This window comes from Chelativorans composti, from assembly GCF_039541695.1.
Lineage (GTDB): Bacteria > Pseudomonadota > Alphaproteobacteria > Rhizobiales > Rhizobiaceae > Chelativorans > Chelativorans composti.
Window position 1 is genome coordinate 188,150 of record NZ_BAABGS010000018.1, and the last position, 21,168, is coordinate 209,317.

Here is a 21,168-nt window from a genome sequence, read left to right on the forward strand (position 1 = left end):
CTCCTCCCACATCAGGTTAGGTTGTCGTCTCTGCCGCGGAAATCCGGACACGACCGGACCATCAAGCGCCTGCCTACTCCTTTTTTGATTCTCTCACCTACCTAGAGACCACCCATATGCAGCAGATGAAGTTACAAGAGCTGAAGAGCAAATCGCCGACGGATTTGATCGCGTTTGCCGAATCGCTCGAGGTGGAAAACGCAAGCATCATGCGCAAACAGGAGCTGATGTTTGCCATTCTGAAGAAGCTTTCGACGCAGGACATCGAGATCATCGGCGAGGGCGTTGTCGAGGTTCTCCAGGATGGATTCGGATTCCTGCGTTCTGCTTCCGCCAGCTATCTTCCCGGCCCTGACGACATCTATATTTCGCCTTCGCAGATCAGGCGCTTTTCTCTCAAGACCGGCGACACCGTTGAAGGCCCGATCCGCAGCCCCAAGGAAGGTGAGCGCTACTTCGCACTTCTGAAGGTCAATTCGATCAATTTCGACGATCCCGAAAAGATCCGTCACAAGATTCACTTCGACAACCTGACGCCGCTCTATCCGAACGAGCGGTTCAAGATGGAAATCGACGATCCCACCAGCAAGGATCTGTCCGCACGCATCATTGACCTGATCGCTCCGCTCGGCAAAGGTCAGCGCGCCCTGATCGTGGCGCCGCCGCGAACCGGTAAGACGGTGCTGCTTCAGAACATCGCGCACTCCATCACCACCAATCATCCCGAGTGCTATCTCATCGTCCTTCTCATCGACGAGCGTCCGGAAGAAGTGACGGACATGCAGCGCTCGGTGAAGGGCGAGGTGATTTCTTCGACCTTTGACGAGCCGGCTGCCCGTCACGTCCAGGTGGCCGAGATGGTCATCGAGAAGGCCAAGCGCCTGGTGGAACATGGCCGCGACGTCGTCATCCTGCTCGACTCGATTACCCGCCTCGGCCGCGCCTACAACACCGTCATCCCGTCCTCGGGCAAGGTGCTGACCGGCGGTGTTGACGCGAACGCTCTTCAGCGTCCGAAGCGCTTCTTCGGTGCGGCCCGCAACATCGAGGAGGGCGGTTCGCTCACCATCATTGCCACGGCGCTGATCGACACCGGCAGCCGCATGGACGAGGTGATCTTTGAAGAGTTCAAGGGCACCGGCAACTCGGAAATCGTTCTCGACCGAAAGGTTGCCGACAAGCGCATCTACCCGGCGATCGACATCCTCAAGTCCGGTACCCGCAAGGAGGACCTGCTGGTCCCGCGCAACGAGCTGCAGAAGATCTTCGTACTGCGCCGCATCCTCGCGCCGATGGGTACCACGGATGCGATCGAGTTCCTCATCGACAAGCTGAAACAGACGAAGAACAACGCAGAGTTCTTTGATTCGATGAATACTTGATTTCAGTCAAACTATTTGGACGAATGCAGAACGGCGCCGGAACATCCGGCGCCTTTTGTTTTATTGTTTGAGGTATTACTTTTATAATAAAGCAAATATACTTACTGTTTCTGTGGGACCTGACCGATCTGGAAACGGCTGCCGGCCAACCGCGATGAGACCAAGTGTCGAATAGCACAGCCGGCCATTTGCAAGAAAACACCCTCCAGCCAGACGGCAGGAGAGTGTGATCTGATCGCGGGTGTGCCCGGTTCGGCGACGACCTTTAGAGAAGAGCTTTTCTGAGTTCGGCAGGATCGGTGATAGGCGCAAGACAGCTTTGGCCGACGCACAGCCAAGCGGCGTTCTTGCTGCGGTCGACGGATATGCCCGCTGCTTTCTCCGCCTTGGCGGGTTCGGACCCGAGTCTGATATCCACACGGCGCGGATCGAGGATGCGGTTTGCTTTGGCAAGCAGCGCGCCGCTCCCGTCATGAAGCATCAGCTTGTGCGGCTTCTGAGCGATTGCCGAGGCATAGACCACGCCGACCTGGCCATAAAGCAACGTTTCAACGCGCGCCGAGGCGGACGCCGCTGCCTTCAGTGCCTTGTCATAAAGCGTATCATTCCCGGTAATGATCGCAAGCTTCGTGAGGGCCTCGATGATCTGTGACGAGGGCGAGGGAATGGCCTCGTCAATGTCGCCACGGATACGCACCGGCACGTCGCGACTGTCGGAGGCTGTCAGATAATAGCCTTCGCCCTTTTCATCTCCGTGCCAGCGATTGAGCATCTCCGCCCACTGTTCCGCCTGGACGAGATAATCCTCGTTCCAGGTCGCTTGATAAAGCGCGAGCGAAGCCTTGATCATCGCGGCATAGTCGCTGGAAAGGCCGGGGAACAGCATGGCATCGCCGCGAACGCTATGGGGCAGGCGTCCGTCGCGCATCGTGCTCTGAATGAAAGCATAGACCGATTGTGCCGCCTCGATCCACTCGGGCCGTGAAAACACCCGCCCAGCCTCCGCGAGCGCATTGATCGCAAGACCGTTCCAGTCGATCAGGATCTTGTCGTCGCAACCGGGACGCACGCGCGCCTTTCGGGCATCCGCGAGCTTGTGTTTCAACGTGTGTAGCCGGCGCTCGCTGGGCTCTTCCAGAATGTTGGGGGAGGCCGACCTGTGCAGGATGGGTCCACCTTCCCACGTGGCGGGCTTGGAAAGCTGATAGGTCTGCAGCAGTTCTTCGGCGCCGTCCTTGCCGAGCACTGAAACGAGCTCGTCCTCGGTCCAGGTGTAGTATTTGCCTTCTTTGCCTTCCGAATCCGCGTCAAGGCTGGAGGCAAACCCGCCCTGCGCCAGCCACATCTCGTTCAGCATCCATTTCACCGTTTCTTCCACGCGCACGCGGAAGAGCGGGTCGCCCGTCTCACCGTAAGCCTGGCAGCAGAGCGAGATGATTTGGGCATTGTCATAAAGCATCTTCTCGAAATGCGGCACCAGCCATTCGTCGTCGGTCGAATAGCGCGACATGCCGCCGCCCACATGATCGTAAATGCCGCCTGAGAGGATAGCCCTGAGCGTCGTCAGCACCATGTCTCGGTGTTCGGCCGTGCCGTATTCGAGCCAATCGAGCCAAAGCAGGTTGAGGAAGGGCACGTTCGGGAATTTCGGCGCGCCCTTCATGCCCCCGCGTTCACGGTCCATGGTCGTGCCAATCCGGTTTGCCAGTGCATGCAGCGCGGACGGTTGGAATTCCTTCCCACCCTTCTGCGGCGAAAGCACGTTCTGGACGTGCGAAGCCAGCGCATCCGCGCTCTCGACGAGTGTGCGACGCTGCTCCTGCCAGGCCTGATGGATCGCGTTCAGAATCTCGATGAACCCCGGACGCCCGAATTTCGGTTCTTTCGGAAAATACGTGCCACCCCAGAAGGGCTTTCCGTCGGGCGTAAGAAACATTGTAAGCGGCCAGCCACCCTGGTCGCCCATTGCCTGCAGCGACGTCATGTAGATCTGGTCGATGTCCGGCCGCTCCTCGCGATCCACCTTGATGTTGACGAAGTATCGGTTCATGACCTCCGCCACCTGCTCGTCCTCGAAGCATTCATGCGCCATGACATGGCACCAGTGGCAGGCGGCATAACCGATGGAGAGGAGTATGGGCCGGTCGAGCTGCTTCGCCTCGTGCAGCGCGGCCGCGCTCCACGGCCTCCAATGCACCGGATTGTCCCTGTGCTGGAGAAGATATGGGCTGGTTTCGTTGACAAGCAGGTTCTTCTGAGGCAGGGCCACAATGATTCTCCGGAAAACGCGACGTGACCGATAGGTAGAGCAGAACTAATGCGCGATCAAATCTTCAGCACGGATACCATCTTTGCGCTTTCCAGCGGCAGCCTGCCATCGGGCGTTGCCGTGATCCGCATCAGCGGCCCGCAATGCCGGGCCATTTGGGAGGAGCTTTGTGGATCCGAACCACAGCCGCGCAGGGCCGCTTACGTGGCGCTGCGCGACACAGACAATGAACTGATCGACCGCGGAATCGGCATCTTCTTTGCCGGGCCAGCAAGCTTTACCGGAGAGGACTGCGTCGAGCTCCAGGTCCACGGCAGCAAGGCTGTGGTGGCGAAGCTCCTGTCTACCTTGTCGGCTATGCCGGGTTTGCGTGCAGCGGAGGCGGGCGAGTTCACGCGTCGCGCCTATATGAACGGCAAGCTGGACCTGGCCAACGTTGAAGCATTGTCCGATCTGATCGCAGCCGAAACGGAAACCCAGCGCCGTTTTGCAATTGCCAATTCGAGCGGCCGCCATCGGGAGATCTATGATTCCTGGCGCGCGAAATTGATTGAGGCGAGGGCGCTTATCGAAGCAGAGCTGGATTTCGCGGACGAAGCCGACGTGCCAGGCTCCGTATCTGACCGCGTCTGGAAGGACGTGCGCGAGCTTCGAGGGCGCATCTCGGCGCACCTATCCGCGTATCATCATGCCGAAATCATTCGCGAGGGCCTGCAAGTCGTCATTCTGGGTGCCCCCAATGCAGGCAAGTCCAGTCTGATGAACGTGCTGGCGCAGCGGGACGTGGCAATCGTCACGGACGAGGCAGGAACGACACGCGACGTACTGGAGGTCCATCTTGATCTCGGCGGTCTGAAAGTGAACCTGGCGGACACGGCCGGACTGCGCGAAACCCCCGGCAAGGTGGAGGCCATCGGCATTCAGCGTTCGCTTGACCGCGCGTCCTCCGCCGACTTGGTTCTTCTGGTCGAGGACATGGCCAACCCCGTCATGGTTCCCGGCCTACCGGATGTTCCAACCATACGGGTGGGCAACAAGGCTGATCTCGTGACTGACACCAAGTGCAGGGACTACGATTGTGTGATCTCGACGCGGACGGGAGAAGGTATCGACCGCCTGATTTCGTCATTGCGCCAGCACGCGGACCAATATACTGCGAGCGCCGGGTCGATCATTCCCTTCCGGGAACGACACAAGGTTCTCCTCGAAGAAGCGCTAGCCCATCTGGATATTGCTTTGGAGGAATCAGAGCTTGAACTCGCCGCCGAACGCATGCGTCTCGCTTCAGATGCACTGGGGCGCATTTGCGGCCGCATTGACGTGGAGGACCTGCTGGACACCATTTTTGCCCGCTTTTGCATTGGGAAGTAGGTATGCGCGGCTTGGATCGCCTATGGCCATGATTCACGTGAAACAGCGACAAAACGACTGTCTGAGCTGACTCACGTGAAACATAGCCTGCTATACCAACGCGACTCACGTGAAACACGTCGCATGAAAACGGGATGACTCACGTGAAACAGGCGCTCCGAAGAGTTGTTCAGTTTCACGTGAAACAGCCTTGACCTGAGCGGACAACAGGCGCATTCAGCGCGCAAGTGGAGCTGAATATGCACGAACTCTATGATGTTATTGTCATTGGCGGTGGTCATGCCGGCTGTGAGGCCGCAGCCGCTGCGGCGCGTATGGGCGTCCGTACCGCGCTTGTCACGCTCAGGTTCGACAATATAGGTGTAATGTCCTGTAATCCCGCCATCGGTGGAATTGGCAAGGGACAGCTCGTCCGCGAGGTCGATGCGCTCGATGGTTTGATGGGTCGTGTCGCTGACGCCGCAGGCATCCAATTCCGGTTGCTGAACCGGCGCAAGGGGCCTGCGGTCCGCGGGCCGCGCACCCAGGCGGACCGCAAGCTCTATAGGCTCGCGATGCAGGATGCAATCCAGGCCACCGCCAACCTCGACGTCATTGAGGGCGAGGCCGAGGAAATTCTGATAGAAAATGGCCAGGTGGCCGGCCTGATCGTCGGTGGCGACCGCAAGCTATTTTGCAAGTCTCTGATCCTGACGACTGGTACGTTCCTGCGCGGTCTCATTCACATCGGCGAAAAACGTATCCCCGCCGGCCGCATCAACGAGCCGGCCGCTATACGGCTTTCGGGCTCTCTTGAGAAGGTCGGGTTCAATCTGGCGCGCCTCAAGACGGGCACGCCTGCGCGCCTCGACGGCCGGACCATCAACTGGGAAGTGCTCGGCAAGCAGGAGGCGGACGAGGATCCGGTTCCGTTCTCGTTGATGACGGACAAAATTACAGTTCCCCAAATTACCTGCGGGATCACGCGCACGACGGCTGAGACTCACCGTATCATCCGTGAGAACCTTACGAAGTCCGCGGTCTATTCCGGCGCAATCGAAGGTGTCGGTCCGCGCTACTGCCCGTCCATCGAGGACAAGATCGTGCGCTTTGCGGATCGCGAATCCCATCAGATCTTCCTCGAGCCCGAAGGCCTGGACGACCATACGGTCTATCCGAACGGCATCTCGACCTCGCTCCCCGAGGACGTGCAGGACCGTTTCATTCACAGCATGCCGGGCCTGGAGAATGTCCGCATCCTGCAATTCGGCTATGCCATTGAATATGACCACATCGACCCGCGCGAGTTGTACCCCTGGCTGGAAACAAAGCGGGTGAAGGGCCTTTTCCTCGCCGGGCAGATCAACGGCACCACTGGCTACGAGGAGGCCGCGGCTCAGGGCATCGTAGCGGGCATGAATGCCGCGCGCCTGGCAGGTGGTCTTTCTCCCGTGATCATCAGCCGGTCGGATGCCTACATTGGCGTGATGATTGATGATCTCATCACCAACGGCGTCACGGAACCATATCGCATGTTCACGTCGCGGGCCGAGTTCCGTCTCTCCCTGCGTGCGGACAACGCGGACGAGCGGCTGACTCCGCTCGGAATCGAAATCGGTTTGGTTGGCACCGCACGGCGTGAGCGTTTCACTGAATTTCAGAACCGTCTCGCCCGCGCCCGTCAGCTTGCCCAAAGCCTGACAATTACGCCCTCGGAAGCCGCCCGCCACGGCATAACGCTCAATCAGGATGGCGTGCGCCGCAGTGCCTACGATCTGTTGTCCTACAACGACCTGTCCATCGACCGCCTTGCGGAGGTCTGGCCAGAACTGCGCCAGTTTGACTCAAAGACGCAGGAGCGTCTACAGACGGAAGCCCGTTACGCGGTCTATTTGGAGCGGCAGAGGGCAGACGCGGAACGTCTGAAGCATGAGGAAAATCGGGAGATTCCAGAGGATCTTCAGTTCGATGGGATGCCCGGCTTATCCAATGAATTAAGGGAGAAGCTTAAGCGCCGGCGTCCGCGCACGATAGCTGAGGCGCAAAGGATCGACGGCATGACGCCGTCAGCCCTGGCGATCATCATGCTTCACATGGGTAAGACCCTGGAGAAGGGTGCCGCATGACCGAGAAATACCAATCCCTCCAAGACGCGGCCGGCCCCGTTTCACGTGAAACATTCGAGAAGCTCTGCAACTTTGAAGAGTCCTTCAAGCGCTGGGCAGTGAAGATCAATCTGGTGGCGCCCTCGACCCTCCCGACCGTATGGGAGCGGCATATTCTCGACAGCGCCCGCCTGTTTAAGCTAGCTCCGCATTCCACGAAATGGGTGGACATCGGCTCGGGCGGGGGGTTCCCGGGGGCCGTGATGGCGATACTGCTCGGCGAGCGCCCGGGCGCGCACATTGATCTTGTGGAGAGCAACCGCAAAAAGGCCTCGTTTCTGGCGGTGACCCTCGCGAGCCTCAACGCTCCCGCGAAAGTTCACGCCATGCGGATCGAGGAGTCTTACGACAGGGTCGGAAAGCCCGAGGTGGTCACGGCGCGCGCCTTGGCGCCGCTGCCGCTTCTTTTGGAGCTCGCTGAACCCTGGCTCGTTGCCGGTGCCGTCGGCTTGTTTCATAAAGGTCGGGATTATCAGCGCGAAATTGAAGAGAGCAGTATCAGTTGGCGTTACGATTTGGTAAAACACGACCATGAATCGAAATGGGGTGATGGCGTGATTCTGGAGATTCGCAATCTTCAGCACCTCTAACACACTGGTGTAGCGAACAGGCTGTGTGAGCAAATGAGCACGCGACCGAAAATCATCACCGTAGCCAATCAGAAGGGCGGGGTTGGCAAGACCACCACGGCAATAAACCTCGCGACGGCGCTTGCGGCAATTGGCGAGAAGGTCCTGATTATCGATATCGACCCGCAGGGCAACGCCAGCACGGGTCTGGGTATCGACAAGGAGGCGCGGAAGAAGTCGTCCTACGATGTGATGGTGGGTGAGGCCGGAATCCAGGATGCGGCGATGGAAACCGCCGTTCCAGGGCTCTGGATTGTTCCGTCCACGATGGACCTGCTGGGCGTGGAGCTGGAAATCTCCCATCAGCCGGATCGTGTTCTGAAGCTCCGGCACGCACTGCGTGATATTTCACAGCCGGCCCCGTACACCTATGTATTGATCGACTGTCCGCCATCGCTCAATCTTCTCACGCTCAATGCCATGGCGGCAGCCGACTCGGTCCTCGTGCCTCTGCAGTGTGAGTTCTTTGCGCTTGAGGGACTTAGTCAGCTGCTCAAGACGGTTGAGCAGATCCGCTCGACAATCAATCCCCGGTTGAGCATCCAGGGCATTGTGCTGACGATGTTTGACCGCCGGAATAACCTGGCGGTTCAGGTGGTCGAAGATGTTCGGGCGTTCATGGGCGATACCGTTTACGAGACGGTTATTCCGCGTAACGTGCGCGTGTCTGAAGCGCCATCCTATGGCAAGCCCGCTATCCTGTACGATCTGAAATGTCCTGGCAGCCAGGCCTATCTGCAACTCGCCTCGGAGGTGATCCGGCGAGAGCGCCGGCCCAAGGCGGCGTGAACCGACCCCGTATTGCATGGAGTGTGAAGCGTCATGAATGAAGATCCCTCCCGCAGGCGCCTGGGGCGCGGATTGGCGGCCTTGATCGGCGAGATCGACCGTCCGCCGAGCGCCGGCCATGAATCGGCCGTGCGAGAGGATCGGCGTGTTCCGATCGAATTCATTTCGCCCAATCCGCGCAATCCGCGGCGCAGTTTTGCCGAGGAAGAGCTGGCGGATCTGGCAAATTCGATCCGTGAGCATGGCATTGTCCAGCCTGTCGTCGTGCGTCCGGCGCCCGTTGAAGGCCGCTACGAGATCATCGCTGGCGAACGGCGCTGGCGCGCTGCGCAGCGGGCGGGCCTCACCGAAGTTCCCGTCATCGTCCGGGACGTGGACGATCGTGTGGCGCTTGAGCTGGCGATCATCGAGAACGTCCAGCGTTCTGACCTGAACCCGATCGAAGAGGCCATTGGCTACCAGCAGCTGATGGAGGAGCACAACTACACCCAGGCCGACCTTGGGCAGGTGATCGGCAAGAGCCGCAGTCACGTGGCCAATACCCTGCGCCTGCTGAAGCTCCCGCAGTCCGTACGTGACATGATCGTCAACGGCGAACTCACGGCCGGCCATGCCCGCACCCTGGTGAATGCGCCGGACCCCGAAGCATTGGCGAAGAAGATCATCGAAGAGGGCCTGTCCGTGCGGCAGGCGGAGGCTCTTGCCGCTTCGCCGGATGCCTTGGAAGAGAAGCCGCGTGTCCGCCGTGAGAAGGATGCCGACACCCGCGCGCTGGAAAAGCTTCTGAGCGACCACATCGGCCTGAAGGTCCAGATCAACCATAAGGAAAATGGCGGCGGCGAACTCCGCGTAGGCTATAAGACACTCGAGCAGTTGGACGAACTCTGCCGCCTTTTGCAGCGCTGACGTGTAGCCCTCATCCTGAGTTTGTAGAAGGATGAGCTTGGCACCGGATGAGCCCGGTCCAGGGTGAGCCGCCAACGCTCTGGGATTGCAACCATTCCAAGCGCAAAAAAGGCCCTCGTGCTTCGAAAAGCTTAGCACGAGGGGCTTTTTGTTGTTCGCGTTCTTTGGACCATCGCGTCAGCCATCCCACCCCAAACAGTAGACTTGTCGACCACGGGGGGGGAACGTAATGCCGTTCGGTTTGTGCCCGGTTCACGTCACAGCAAGCGAACTCGAAGCGGCCTTCTGGTCAGGCAGTTGAAGCAAGAGACGGCTGGCCGATCTGTGTCGGGGTAAGGAACTGCGCGCCACTCTCTCCTGGCCGACAGTAGCGCCAATGAAAGCTCATTTCCTGAGCACGAACGTTCCACGTGAAACGCTTGCTGGCCCTACCGCCCCACCCGCGCGCTTTCCACCGCTAGAGCAAACAAAGCCTGACGGCTAAGTTCGCTCGCCAAGGCTTGTTGTTGGCGCGTGCGCAGCACTGCGCCGAGCAGGCGGTCCGCCGCAGACTGCAGCATCGACTGGGTCCACCGCTGGAGCGCCAGTTCCACGTTCTTCTTCCGGCTGTAGAAGATGGGCGGCCTGGCGCTGGCAACGACCGCTGACGCCGGCTTGCCTTCCTTGTCCATCTGCTCGCGCAGAATCTGCAGCCCCTGCACCTGGCGCAGCGCAGCTGAAAGGATGACAAAGGAAGGGTTGCCTCCGGCGAGGTAACGAGAAAAGAGCCGGTCGAACTCGGCCACACGCCCGCATAGCACGGCGTCGACAATTTCATCCGCGCTTTGCCCGGCCACGTCGCCGATGAGGTTTCGGACGTCATCGACGGTGATCGCGGAGGCGCCGTTGCAGTAAAGGACGAGCTTTTCGATCTCGCCGCGGGAAGCAAGCCGGTCACCGCCGAGATTCGCCTTGAGCAACTGCCGCGCTTCGAGCGCAATCCTCAGGCCTGCCTTGGCCAAAGCCTCGTCGATCAGTCCGTCCACGCCGCGCGCATCATCGGCATAGCAAGGGAGAGCCATGGCGGTCTTCGCGTCCTCGACGGCCTTGCGCAGCGGCGAAGTCTTCTTGAGGTCGCCGGCTTCCAGCAGGATGATCGTGTCCCGCGGCGGCTCGGAGAGCAGGCTGGCTACGTCCTTGACGATGCTGGCGTGGTTGCCGATCCCTTTTACCCAAACAAGCCGCCGGTCGGTGAACATAGACACGGTTCGCGCTTCATCGAGAAGACGGCCATCCTGATCGGCGTCATTTGCATCCAGCTTTATCACGCTGAACGGATCGTCGAGGGGCAGCCCGGTCTTGGCGGCAAATGCCGCCGCCCGTTCCGACACCAGACCCCGGTCGGGGCCATAGATGAGCACAATGGGAACGCTGGGGTCGGGCCGAGCAAGCCACCCGTCGACTTCATGAGATTTCTTCTGAGCCATGACCGGATACTACGCCACCGTGCATGCTTCCGGAAGAGCAGGCGAGCGCCCATGAACAGCAAGGCACGGCAGGACGGCCACGCACAGCCTTTCAGCTATCCTTAACCATGCTCGCAACGGGTCGATACAGGTCATAATTGTATCACGAATTCGGCCGTTTCCGCGCGCATCGTTTGTTTCAGTTTCGGTGGGGGCGCATGTGTACGGAGTTGGGTACGATGATTGCGTCTCTTGGAGCTGTTGCGGCCCTTGCCATGAACGCCGCCTTCACTGCTTTCAGCTGCAGCGACATTATTGGGGTGGTTTTCGACGATGAAAACCGCAACGGCATTCATGACCGCGGCGAGCGCGGGCTTCCAGGCATAGCCATCGCAACGGTGCATGGCGTCTGGGTGGTTACGGATCGACTGGGGCGGTGCGTCCTGCCCTGCGCCGTCGTGCCGGGACGTTTCGGCTCGAGTTACATCCTCAAGGTGGACACCCGCACGTTGCCGCAGGGCTATGAGCTCACCACGAGAAATCCGGCATGGCTGCGAGCGTCACAGGGCAGGGTGCATCAGGTGCGCTTTGGCGCTGCCAGAACGGCGCCGGCGGTGGGCCGTCTCCTGGATCCCTCCGCGCGGCGCTAGTCGGTTTCCAGGAAGATGGACTCCAGTTTGGACTCAGACCGTAAGCACCTCACAACCCGAGCTGACGGAGCGGTCGGGCGGTCCAGAGGCTGAACCACCTGGCCGCAAACTGGTTGACTGGTCCCGCCTCAGATACGTCCCATGAGGACGAGTATGAGCAGGACGACCAGCACCAGGCCAACGAGCCCCGACGGTCCATAGCCCCATCCGCGGGAGTAAGGCCAGGCTGGAACTGCGCCCAGCAGAAGAAGGATGAGGATGATGATGAGAATTGTGCCAAGCGTCATTGTTCTGTCCTGCCCATGATTGCGATACGACAGAACAACGCCGCCTGGGCGTCAGGGGTTCCGGGAAATGTTTCCCGGCGTAATAATGAGGTTCACTCCGCCGGATGCGCGGTTGGCGGCGCGCTTTCCTTTCCGTCGTCGGGTGTGCTCCCGCGGCGGCGGTGGAACAGCGATCCGAGCCACCGTGTCAGTCCGCCCTCATGCCGGTGCTCGCGCGTGAACACCATAAGCGCGGAGGGCGTCACAACGAGCGTCAGGATGGTCGCGAAGCTGAGCCCGTAGACGATGGCGCTCGACAGCGAGACCCACCACTGCGTCGACGGCGCGTTGAACGTGACCTCGTGGTGCGATAGTTCGAGACCCAGGCCGAACGCGATGGGCAGCACGCCGAGAACCGCCGAGATTGCGGTCAGAAGCACCGGCCGGGCGCGTTCGCGACAGGTCTGGATGATGGCGTCATACTTGTTCAGGCCCTCGTGCCGGAGGCGGTCGTAGGTGTCGATGAGCACGATGTTGTTGTTCACGACCACGCCGGCAAGCGCGATCACGCCTATGCCGGACATCACGATGCCGAATGGCTGCCCGGTTATCAGGAGGCCGAGGAACACGCCGATCGTGGACATGACGACCGTCATCAGCACCAGCCACACGCTGGTGAAGCGGTTGAACTGCGCCAGCAGCACCACGAAGATCAGGAAGATTGCCGCGCCAAAGGCATTGCCCAGGAAGGCCGCCGCCGCGTCGCTTTCCTCGCTCGAACCCGCGAGCTTCCAACGTGTGGAGCCGAGATCCATCTGCTGCAGGGCCTGGATCACTTGCTGCTGCACGGCCGCCACCTGGTAGTTGCTGGCCACGTTCGCGGTAACGGTAATCGTACGCTGTCCGTCGATGCGGTTCAGAATTCCGCTGCTCGGCTCCGGCTCGCGCACGACGAAATTGGAGATCGGCACCGGACCCTCGTTCGTCTGCACGCGCAGCTGGTCGAGTGTCGAGAGCGTGCGGCGGTCGTCCGGCAGGCGCAGCCGGATATCCACGGCGTCATCAACCCCGGCGGGCCGGTATTCGGAGAGCTTGAGTCCGTTCGTTACCAATTGCACCACGGAGCCAACCGCGGCGGGGCTCACCTGGTAGCGCGCTGCCATGGCGCGATCCACCCTGATCGCCCAGTCGACGCCCGGCGGCGGCAGACCGTCGGAAATGTCGATCACGCCGGGAATGTCCGCTATCCGCTGCGCGACCATCTTCGCGTGGTCGGCAAGGTTCGTGGGGTCGGCGGCAGAGAGCCGGATCTGGATCGGCTGGCCCGTCGGAGGGCCCGCCTCCGGCACGCGCACCTCGATTTCCACGCCGGGCATGTTGGCCATCTCGGCGCGCAGGTCGTTCAGGATCTCGTGGGCAGGCTTGCGTTCGCGCCAGTCCACGAACTCGTACTGAATGACGCCGATGACATCCTCGTCGATGTCCTGCCCGCCGCCGCGCGTCTTGCCGACGCGCGTATAAACCGACTTGATGCCGGGCCAGTCGAGCAGCTTCTCTTCGGCCGGCCGCACCAGCCGGTCCATCTCATCGAGAGAAAGATTGCCGCGCGCATGCACGTACATGAGCCCGTATTCGGGCTCGACATTCGGGAAGAACTCGACGCCCGCGCCATAGCGCGAATAGGCAAAGCTCACGCCGACCAGCAGACTGACGGCCAACACCAGCACGGTAACGGGATAGTGCACCGCCTTGCGGACAAGCTTGATGTACCACCCGTCCGGGCCCGGCTCAGGCTCCACGTGCGCCTTTGCGAACAGTGCGCCCAGCGTCGGCGTGAAGATCAGCGCATAGGCCATGGACGCCGCCAGCGTCACGATCAGCGTAATCGGCAGGTACTTCATGAACTCGCCGACGATGCCCGGCCAGAACAGCAGGGGTGAGAAGGCGGCGATGCGGGTCATCGTCGCGGCGATCACCGGGCCCGCCATGCGCTTTGCAGCCAGCTCGAACGCCTGGTCGCGCGGCATGCCTTCGGTCATGCGGCGCTCGGCGAACTCCGTCACGATGATCGCGTCGTCCACCAGCATGCCCACTGCCAGGATCAGGCTGAACAGCACGATCATGTTGACCGTGTAGCCGAGCAGGGCGAGGGCAAGGATGCCCATGAGGAACGAGGCCGGCACCGCAAGGCCGATGATGATCGAGGCGCGCCCGGACAGCGTGTAGAGCACGATGATGAAGACGAGGATGACCGCCACCAGCACGTGGTTTTGCAGCTCATCCAGCAGTTCGCGGATCATCTCCGACTTGTCCTGCGAGTAACTCACGGTGATCGAGGGCCCGAGCGACTTGGCATATTCCTCGGCGATCGCCTTCACCTGATCAACCGTCTCGACCAGGTTGGCGCCGACGCGCTTCTTCACCTCGATGGCAATCGCCTTCCGGCCGTCCAGACGGGTGATCGTCGTGGCGTCTGTGAAGGTTGAGCGCAACGACGCGAGATCGCGCGCGCGGATCACCGCATCCTTGCTGGCGACGATCGGCAGGTTGGCGATATCCTCGAGGTTCTCGATCAGGGCAGGGACCTTCACCGCGAAGCGTCCGTCAGCCCCTTCCAGAGCGCCGGCGGCAACCAGGCTGTTGGAGGCGGCCACGCCTGACATGAGCTGGTTGAGCTGGATGCCGTAGGAGGAAAGCTTCACCGGGTCGATGATGATTTCCACCAGCTCGTCACGGGAGCCCTGGAGCGCGCCTTCCAGCACGCCAGGCACTTCCTCGATCCGGTCGCGCAACTCCTTGGCTGCGTGGGTGAGCACGCGTTCGGGAACGTCGCCCGCGAGTGTCACGACGAGGATCGGGAACTCGGAGATGTTCACTTCGTGAACGCTCGGTTCTTCCGCCGCCTGCGGAAGCTCGCGCCGCGCGTCCGCCACTTTGGCCCGCACGTCCTCGAGCGCGTTCGAGAAATCGTATCCCGCCTGGAACTCGATCAGGACGTAACCGCCGCCCTCATAGGCGGAAGACCGCATTTCCTTCACGCCCTCAAGGCCCTTGAGGGCGGTTTCCATGGGTCTCAGCAGCAGCCGCTCGGAGTCCTCCGGCGAAATGCCCTGATACACGAGGCTCACGTAGATGATGGGAATCGGGACGTCGGGCTCGGCTTCCTTGGGAATCTGTAGATAGGACAGCGCCCCGGCGACGATGAAGAACGCCAGGATGGAAAGCGTCAGCCGCGCATTGTCAATGGCAAGACGGACGATGTTCATGGCGTTGCCCTCCTCCGAGCAACCGAGTTTGTCTCTCCGGGACACCGGTAGGCCGGATCACGCGTCCGGGCCGGGTTGTTATTGGAGCGCGCGGTGGCCGTTGATGCGCGCGAGGTTCTTGATCATGCTTTCATCCGCATCGCGGGCGACGACCTTCTCACCGTCGACGACGAAGTCCTGGCCGGCCACGATGATGCGCGCATCCGCCGGCACCCCGGCCACGTAGAGGGCTTCCGGCGTGTCATCGATGATTTCGATGGGATGGAACACCACCGTTCCGTCGGCTTCCACGCTGCGCACGCCCAGATCGCCGTTCGGATGCAGCGTGATGACCGACCGCGGTAGCGCCACGGCGGCCAGAGCCTTCGCCTGGGCGGCGATCTCAGCCGTCATTCCGGCGGGAATGGCGTTGTCCGGATTGGGCACTTCCACTTCGATACGGAACGTCCGCGTCTGCGGGGAGGCTGAACGGCTCACGTAGCGCAGCTTGCCCTGGACGGTCCGGCCATTGACGAGAGTCACCGACGCAAGATCCCCGGTCTGCAAGTTGCCCAGTTCGCGCTCGCTGATTTCGCCGGAAATGACGATCGGGTCGAGTTTCAGCAGGGTCGCCACTTCCGCGCCCTGCATGATCGCACTTCCCTCTTCGACGTGCGTCCGGTCGACGATCCCGGAGAACGGGGCAAGAATCTTGACGCGGTCGAGTTCGGCCTTTGCGAGCTGCAGCTGCGATTCCGCTGCCGCCAGGGCTGCACGTGTAGCTTCCAGCTGCAGGGATGCCAGATTGCCGCTCTTGGCAAGCCGTTCGGCCGCTTCGGCTTCGGCACGGCGCTGGGCAAGTGTCTGTTCCGCTGAGGCGACCGCGGCCTCCTTGCCTTCCGTATCCAGCCGCAGGATCAGATCGCCCTTTTCCACATGCTGGCCCTTCTCAACGGCCAGTTCCGCGATCACGCCGGCTGCACGGGAGGCCAGCACCACCTTCTTGTCAGGCTCCGTTTGGCCGGACACACGGATCGTGCGGGCATGTTCAAGCTGCGGGGGAACGGCCACCTGAACCGTCTTCTCGGGCGCGGCTTCAGTCTGCTCCTGGCTGGCTCGTTGAACCGGTTCCGGTTCGGCGCTGCCGACGGAAGAAAACTCGCCCGTGGCGACGTAGAGAATCGTGGCGCCAAGAACGCCCACTGCGATGACCTTGTGAAGCTTCAGCTTAGGCATACTGGAATCCATTTCCGGCCTGGTGAGCTCATTTGGCCCAGATAAGGACGCGTGCGCAATATTTCCATATCACAGACGCTGGAAGGCGGCTGACCCCTACAGTACGGCTGTGGTCTAATTGTGATTGGGTTGATTATTCCTGACAGAATGATGTCAGTATTAGAATATTCAGAAATATTCCGCACTTATCCTAATTGAACGCACTATCGCGTTCCTCGGGCGGGCGGCAGTGGGCGTTCGCGCGCGAACGCCATGGATTTTCTTGAACCTCAGTTCAAAAATTCTGCTTATCGGCGCATCAGGAATGCGAGAGCCGCGCCGAGGAACAGCAGCCCGGCCGCCACCCCCACGGTTGCGCCTGGATTATTGCGTGCGGTTCTGTGCAGATGCCGCGCGCCCCTCTGGATTTCTGGCAGGGCTTGCTCGCGGATCCATTCGGAGGCTTCGCCGCTGAGTTCGCGCGCTTCGCCCAGGGCGGTGCGGCCGTGTCGGCGCAGCTTTTTCTGCAGGGAGGCTACCTCGCTTGAAAGCTGGGCGATCTGGTCCTGGAGCGTTTCGCCGAGCGTCGTGTCGTATCTGTTGTCCATAACACGGTTCCTGAATATCGCTGTTCGGTTTCATCCATAACGGGAATGTCGGAAGCTGGTTCCAGTTGGGGCGGGGCATCAATTCCCATTGACATTTGAACGCGGCTTCGCCACCTCACGGTGGCGTTCGCAAGAAGGAAGGGCAGGTCCCATGACCGCCGAGACAGTTTCGGAATATCTCTCTGCGCCGCTTCCGCGCCGGCGCTCCGTTCCCGTGGATGTTGGCGGCGTTATCGTTGGTGGTGACGCGCCCGTCGTCGTCCAGTCGATGACGAACACCGACACCGCCGATGTCGACTCCACTGTGGCGCAGGTTGCGGCACTCCATCGCGCCGGGTCGGAGCTTGTGCGCATTACCGTCGATCGCGCGGAGTCGGCCGACGCCGTGCCGCGCATTCGCGAACGCCTCGACCGCCTGAACATCAATGTCCCGCTGATCGGCGACTTCCATTACATCGGCCACAAGCTTCTGGCCGAGCATCCTGCCTGCGCCGAGGCGCTGGCCAAGTATCGCATCAATCCGGGCAACGTCGGCTTTCGCGAGAAGCGCGACCTGCAGTTCGGCGCCATCATCGAGACGGCGATCCGCTACGACAAGCCGGTCCGCATCGGCGTGAACTGGGGTTCGCTCGACCAGGAACTGCTGACACGCCTGATGGACGAAAATCAGGCCAACGGCTCGCCGCTGACCGCGCAGCAGGTCATGCGTGAAGCCATCGTGCAGTCCGCCCTGATCTCGGCCCAGATGGCCGAGGAGATCGGCCTGCCCCGCAACCGCATCATCCTGTCCGCCAAGGTCAGCCAGGTGCAGGATCTGATCGCCGTCTACACGGAGCTCGCGAAGCGCTCCGACCATGCGCTTCACCTTGGCCTTACCGAGGCCGGCATGGGCAGCAAGGGCATCGTCGCCTCGTCGGCTGCCATGGGCATCCTGCTTCAGCAGGGCATTGGCGACACCATCCGCATTTCGTTGACGCCCGAGCCGGGCGGCGACCGCACGCGCGAGGTTCAGGTTGCCCAGGAGCTGCTGCAGACCATGGGCTTCCGCCAGTTCGTGCCCGTGGTCGCGGCTTGCCCCGGCTGCGGCCGCACCACTTCAACTGTCTTCCAGGAACTTGCCCAGAAAATTCAGGAGGACATCCGCCGCAACATGCCCGTCTGGCGCGAGAAATATCCCGGCGTGGAAAGCCTGCAGGTCGCCGTGATGGGCTGCATCGTCAATGGCCCCGGCGAGTCCAAGCATGCCAACATTGGCATCTCTCTGCCTGGAACGGGGGAGATGCCCGCGGCCCCCGTCTTCATCGACGGCAAGAAGGTGGCCACGCTGCGCGGGCCCCGCATCGCCGAGGAATTCGAGCAGATGCTGGCCGATTACATCGAGCGAAAATACGGCCTGCACACATCTGAACAGGATCGGGCTGTCACTGCCTGATTGGCAGTACGGCCGGTCCGGTCGGCGAGACGGGCCTCATGGTGAGCTGCCGAACCACGGGCCGATTTTGCATTCGCCTTCGGGTGCTTTGTCCCTCATCCGTTGACAAGCCCGGGTTGAGGGTTCCGGGCTAATGAGGCTGCGGCGTCCTAGTATTCCCGATATGCGACGAACCGCGCGGTCTCGATGAGTACCCCGGCCTTCTCGCCGAAGGGAGCCAGCAATTCCTCGGCCTGCGCGACAAGCCCGTTGAGCTGCTGCCTGGCCCACTCCACGCCATGAAACGCCACGAGCGTGCCCTTGCCGGCGGCGGCATCCTTGCCGGTTGCCTTGCCGACCTTCTCGGCGCTCGCGGTCACATCCAGCAGATCGTCGGCGAGCTGGAACGCGAGCCCGATCGCTTCGCCGAAGGCGGTCAGGCTCTCCCGCTCGGCATCGGTGGCGCTCCCGATGATGGCACCGGCCTGGCACGCGAAGCGGATGAGGGCTCCCGTCTTCATCGCCTGCAGCTGCACAATCTCCGCCTCGTCGGGCTTCACCTTCTCCGCGGCCAGATCGAGCGCCTGTCCGCCCGCCATGCCGCCCACTCCGGCTGCCCGCGCGAGTGCGGAAATCAGCTGCACCTTGACCGTCGCCGGCAGCTCTGTCTCGTCGCTGGCGATGATGTCGAAGGCGAGTGTCAGCAGGCTGTCGCCGGCGAGAATGGCGGTCGCCTCGTCGAATGCCTTGTGCACCGTGGGCTGGCCCCGTCGCAGATCGTCGTCGTCCATGGCCGGCAGGTCGTCATGGATGAGCGAGTAGCAGTGGATGCACTCCAGCGCAGCTGCCACTCGCAGGACCGCCGGGCCTTCGGCGTCGAACAGCCGCGCGCTTTCCAGCAGCAGGAACGGGCGCAGTCGCTTGCCACCGTTCAGCGCACCGTGGCGCATCGCGGCGATCAGGGTTTCTGGTCGGGCGATCTCTCCCTCGCGCGGGCGCGACGAGAGCAGCTCCGCAAGGAGCTGTTCGACCTGCGCCGCCTGAAGGAAAAAACGAGTTTCAAATGACAAGGGGGTCGAGTGATCCATTGGTCAGCGATGGCCCGTTACGGTTTTCCGGTCAAGGCATATCATCAGAAACATTTGCCACAAGTGCTGTCTGTGAGTATCTCAGTTTGAGAATTGGGGAGGCGAGTAGTTGGCAGCTCCGGAAGTAGAGACGGAAGAGAGGGCACTTGAGATGCCGCCACCGCGAACCGGCATTCGCGCCTCTGCACGGATCTGGCTCAGGCGCTTCTGGAAGCTGCTGCTGATCATCGTTGCCATTCCGCTCGTTCTCTCGATCCTTTACCGGCCAGGCTTCATCCATCCCGTCTCCACCCTCATGTTGGCAGATCTGGTCGCGCTCAAGGGTTATGACCGGCGCTGGGTGCCGCTGGAGGAGATGGGGCAGATCGGGCCCATCTCCGTGATGATGTCGGAAGATGCCAAGTTCTGCGCCCACAACGGCGTCGACTGGGGCGAGATGCGGGCGGTCCTGAACGAGTTCCTCAACGGTGAAAGCCCCCGCGGAGCGTCGACCATCACGATGCAGACCGTGAAGAACCTCTTCCTTCCCATTGGCCGGTCCTACGTCCGCAAGCTGGTGGAAGTGCCGTTGGCCATGTATTTCGACCTGATCTACCCGAAGCGGCGCATCATGGAGATCTATCTCAACGTTGCCGAATGGGGACCCGGCATCTATGGGCTTGAGGCGGCGTCGCAGCACTACTTTGGCCGTCCCGCCCGGGATCTGACAGCGCGGCAGGCCGCTCTTCTCGCTGTTACCCTTCCAAATCCGAGCGCGCGCAATCCGGCCAAGCCCTCCAACCAGCTGAACCGGCTGGCAAACCGGATCGAGCGCAGGGCCCGGGCGTCGGGCGCCTATATCGGGTGCATCGTGCAGGAATCCCGATGATCCGGTGTGCGGCGCACCTCTGGATGCCCGCTCTGTCAACAGCAAAGGGTTAGCCATGGTCAAACGCGGTGTTTCAATCGGCTTTCTCGGCAGGTTCGGCCGTTCGCAGGACATGCGCTATCTCGACGCTTCCTTGCGGAGCGCCGGACTGCACCCGTCGCTTGTTCCCGAGGGCGTGAAGATGGCCGCGGTGAGCCTGATGGCCGAAGACGGGCCGGAACCGCCTACCGGGGCCTATCCGCCGGTTGGCGCTCTCATGGCGCTGGCTGCGCTGGGCGAGGAGGAGTTTGCGCGCAACAACGGCGAGCCCGCACGTCGGGCCGTTCTGGGGCGCCTCGAACGGGCGCTGGAGGTGGGGAAGGGCCTTGATGCCTCGATCGTCCTCCTGATGCTGCACGCGGGGCTTCTTCATCCAACCTTAAGGGATGATTATGGTATAGAAGCCGACCAGGAGCCGGGGTGACGGGCGTTTCGGCGTCATTTGACTCGAAAAATGCGCGCTCCCCCACTGGCCAAAACGATCCAAGCCGTGTATAGGCGGCGCGAATTCTATTTTCTCGGCAGGCAGTAGCGCGGATTCTGCGCTCGGGTCCGTCGAGCAGCGGAGAGTATCATGGCAGTACCTAAAAGAAAGACTTCGCCTTCCAAGCGCGGCATGCGCCGTTCGGCCGATGCCCTGAAGGCTCCGACCTACGTCGAGGACAAGAATTCCGGTGAGCTGCGCCGTCCACACCACATCGACCTGAAGACGGGCATGTACCGCGGCCGCCAGGTTCTGCAGCCGAAGGAAGCGTAAGCTTCGACTCACGTCGTTTGCCCCGTTTTTCGTTCGGGGCACCGCACCGGGGCTCAGGCAACATTTGGCAGGGTCAACGGGTTACC

18 protein-coding genes are annotated in these 21,168 nt (G+C 61.5%); 11 read left to right on the top strand and 7 right to left on the bottom strand.

Features of this window, described 5'->3' with window-relative positions:
• The first annotated feature begins 116 nt into the window (after positions 1-116).
• Positions 117-1,382, top strand: coding sequence for a transcription termination factor Rho (gene rho / locus ABD906_RS06290; protein WP_345098650.1), 1,266 nt, complete (start codon positions 117-119; stop codon positions 1,380-1,382).
• A 265-nt stretch (positions 1,383-1,647) separates the two neighbouring features.
• On the opposite strand, the gene ABD906_RS06295 is transcribed toward rho, so the two are convergent.
• Positions 1,648-3,651 carry a thioredoxin domain-containing protein gene (locus ABD906_RS06295; RefSeq protein WP_345098651.1) on the bottom strand — a complete coding sequence of 668 codons (2,004 nt, stop codon included), beginning with the start codon at positions 3,649-3,651 and terminating at the stop codon, positions 1,648-1,650.
• A 60-nt stretch (positions 3,652-3,711) separates the two neighbouring features.
• On the opposite strand from ABD906_RS06295, the gene mnmE reads away from it, so the two are divergent.
• From mnmE to ABD906_RS06320, 5 genes are all read left to right on the top strand, one after another.
• Positions 3,712-5,022: a tRNA uridine-5-carboxymethylaminomethyl(34) synthesis GTPase MnmE gene (mnmE, locus tag ABD906_RS06300; RefSeq protein ID WP_165277380.1), complete on the top strand. Its 1,311-nt coding sequence runs from the start codon at positions 3,712-3,714 to the stop codon at positions 5,020-5,022.
• A gap of 239 nt (positions 5,023-5,261) precedes the next feature.
• Positions 5,262-7,127: a tRNA uridine-5-carboxymethylaminomethyl(34) synthesis enzyme MnmG gene (gene mnmG / locus ABD906_RS06305; RefSeq protein ID WP_345098652.1), complete on the top strand. Its 1,866-nt coding sequence runs from the start codon at positions 5,262-5,264 to the stop codon at positions 7,125-7,127.
• A complete protein-coding gene (gene rsmG, locus ABD906_RS06310; protein ID WP_345098653.1) occupies positions 7,124-7,756 on the top strand; it encodes a 16S rRNA (guanine(527)-N(7))-methyltransferase RsmG in 633 nt (210 codons plus the stop codon). The genes mnmG and rsmG overlap by 4 nt, the downstream gene beginning before the upstream one ends.
• A gap of 33 nt (positions 7,757-7,789) precedes the next feature.
• Entirely contained in the window at positions 7,790-8,584 is a 795-nt protein-coding gene (locus ABD906_RS06315; RefSeq protein WP_165277348.1) for an AAA family ATPase, read from the top strand.
• Between the two features lie 33 nt (positions 8,585-8,617).
• Positions 8,618-9,490: a ParB/RepB/Spo0J family partition protein gene (locus ABD906_RS06320; RefSeq protein WP_165277349.1), complete on the top strand. Its 873-nt coding sequence runs from the start codon at positions 8,618-8,620 to the stop codon at positions 9,488-9,490.
• A 428-nt stretch (positions 9,491-9,918) separates the two neighbouring features.
• Here the strand turns inward: ABD906_RS06320 and holA are convergent, their stop codons facing one another.
• A complete protein-coding gene (gene holA / locus ABD906_RS06325; protein ID WP_345098654.1) occupies positions 9,919-10,956 on the bottom strand; it encodes a DNA polymerase III subunit delta in 1,038 nt (345 codons plus the stop codon).
• 218 nt (positions 10,957-11,174) lie between these two features.
• Between holA and ABD906_RS06330 the strand changes: the two genes are divergently transcribed.
• Positions 11,175-11,585: a hypothetical protein gene (locus ABD906_RS06330; RefSeq protein WP_345098655.1), complete on the top strand. Its 411-nt coding sequence runs from the start codon at positions 11,175-11,177 to the stop codon at positions 11,583-11,585.
• Positions 11,586-11,713: 128 nt separating this feature from the next.
• Here the strand turns inward: ABD906_RS06330 and ABD906_RS06335 are convergent, their stop codons facing one another.
• The 4 genes from ABD906_RS06335 to ABD906_RS06350 all read right to left on the bottom strand — a co-directional run bounded on the left by ABD906_RS06335 (position 11,714) and on the right by ABD906_RS06350 (position 16,919).
• Positions 11,714-11,872 (bottom strand): DUF3309 family protein, encoded by a 159-nt coding sequence (locus tag ABD906_RS06335; RefSeq protein WP_345098656.1) that lies wholly within the window; start codon positions 11,870-11,872, stop codon positions 11,714-11,716.
• A gap of 92 nt (positions 11,873-11,964) precedes the next feature.
• On the bottom strand, positions 11,965-15,117 hold the full coding sequence (locus ABD906_RS06340; RefSeq protein ID WP_345098657.1) for an efflux RND transporter permease subunit: 3,153 nt from the start codon (positions 15,115-15,117) through the stop codon (positions 11,965-11,967).
• A 78-nt stretch (positions 15,118-15,195) separates the two neighbouring features.
• On the bottom strand, positions 15,196-16,332 hold the full coding sequence (locus ABD906_RS06345; RefSeq protein ID WP_345098658.1) for an efflux RND transporter periplasmic adaptor subunit: 1,137 nt from the start codon (positions 16,330-16,332) through the stop codon (positions 15,196-15,198).
• 287 nt (positions 16,333-16,619) lie between these two features.
• Positions 16,620-16,919 (bottom strand): hypothetical protein, encoded by a 300-nt coding sequence (locus ABD906_RS06350; protein WP_345098659.1) that lies wholly within the window; start codon positions 16,917-16,919, stop codon positions 16,620-16,622.
• Positions 16,920-17,070: 151 nt separating this feature from the next.
• On the opposite strand from ABD906_RS06350, the gene ispG reads away from it, so the two are divergent.
• Positions 17,071-18,351: a flavodoxin-dependent (E)-4-hydroxy-3-methylbut-2-enyl-diphosphate synthase gene (ispG, locus tag ABD906_RS06355; protein ID WP_345098660.1), complete on the top strand. Its 1,281-nt coding sequence runs from the start codon at positions 17,071-17,073 to the stop codon at positions 18,349-18,351.
• A 149-nt stretch (positions 18,352-18,500) separates the two neighbouring features.
• Here the strand turns inward: ispG and ABD906_RS06360 are convergent, their stop codons facing one another.
• Positions 18,501-19,418, bottom strand: coding sequence for a polyprenyl synthetase family protein (locus ABD906_RS06360; protein ID WP_345098661.1), 918 nt, complete (start codon positions 19,416-19,418; stop codon positions 18,501-18,503).
• 151 nt (positions 19,419-19,569) lie between these two features.
• Here ABD906_RS06360 and ABD906_RS06365 point away from each other — a divergent pair, with 151 nt between their 5' ends.
• From ABD906_RS06365 to rpmF, 3 genes are all read left to right on the top strand, one after another.
• Complete coding sequence (locus ABD906_RS06365) at positions 19,570-20,286, top strand: biosynthetic peptidoglycan transglycosylase (RefSeq protein ID WP_345098769.1); 717 nt, start codon at positions 19,570-19,572, stop codon at positions 20,284-20,286.
• Positions 20,287-20,341: 55 nt separating this feature from the next.
• On the top strand, positions 20,342-20,749 hold the full coding sequence (locus ABD906_RS06370) for a hypothetical protein (protein WP_345098662.1): 408 nt from the start codon (positions 20,342-20,344) through the stop codon (positions 20,747-20,749).
• Between the two features lie 150 nt (positions 20,750-20,899).
• A complete protein-coding gene (gene rpmF / locus ABD906_RS06375) occupies positions 20,900-21,082 on the top strand; it encodes a 50S ribosomal protein L32 (protein ID WP_345098663.1) in 183 nt (60 codons plus the stop codon).
• The last annotated feature ends 86 nt before the right edge of the window (positions 21,083-21,168 follow it).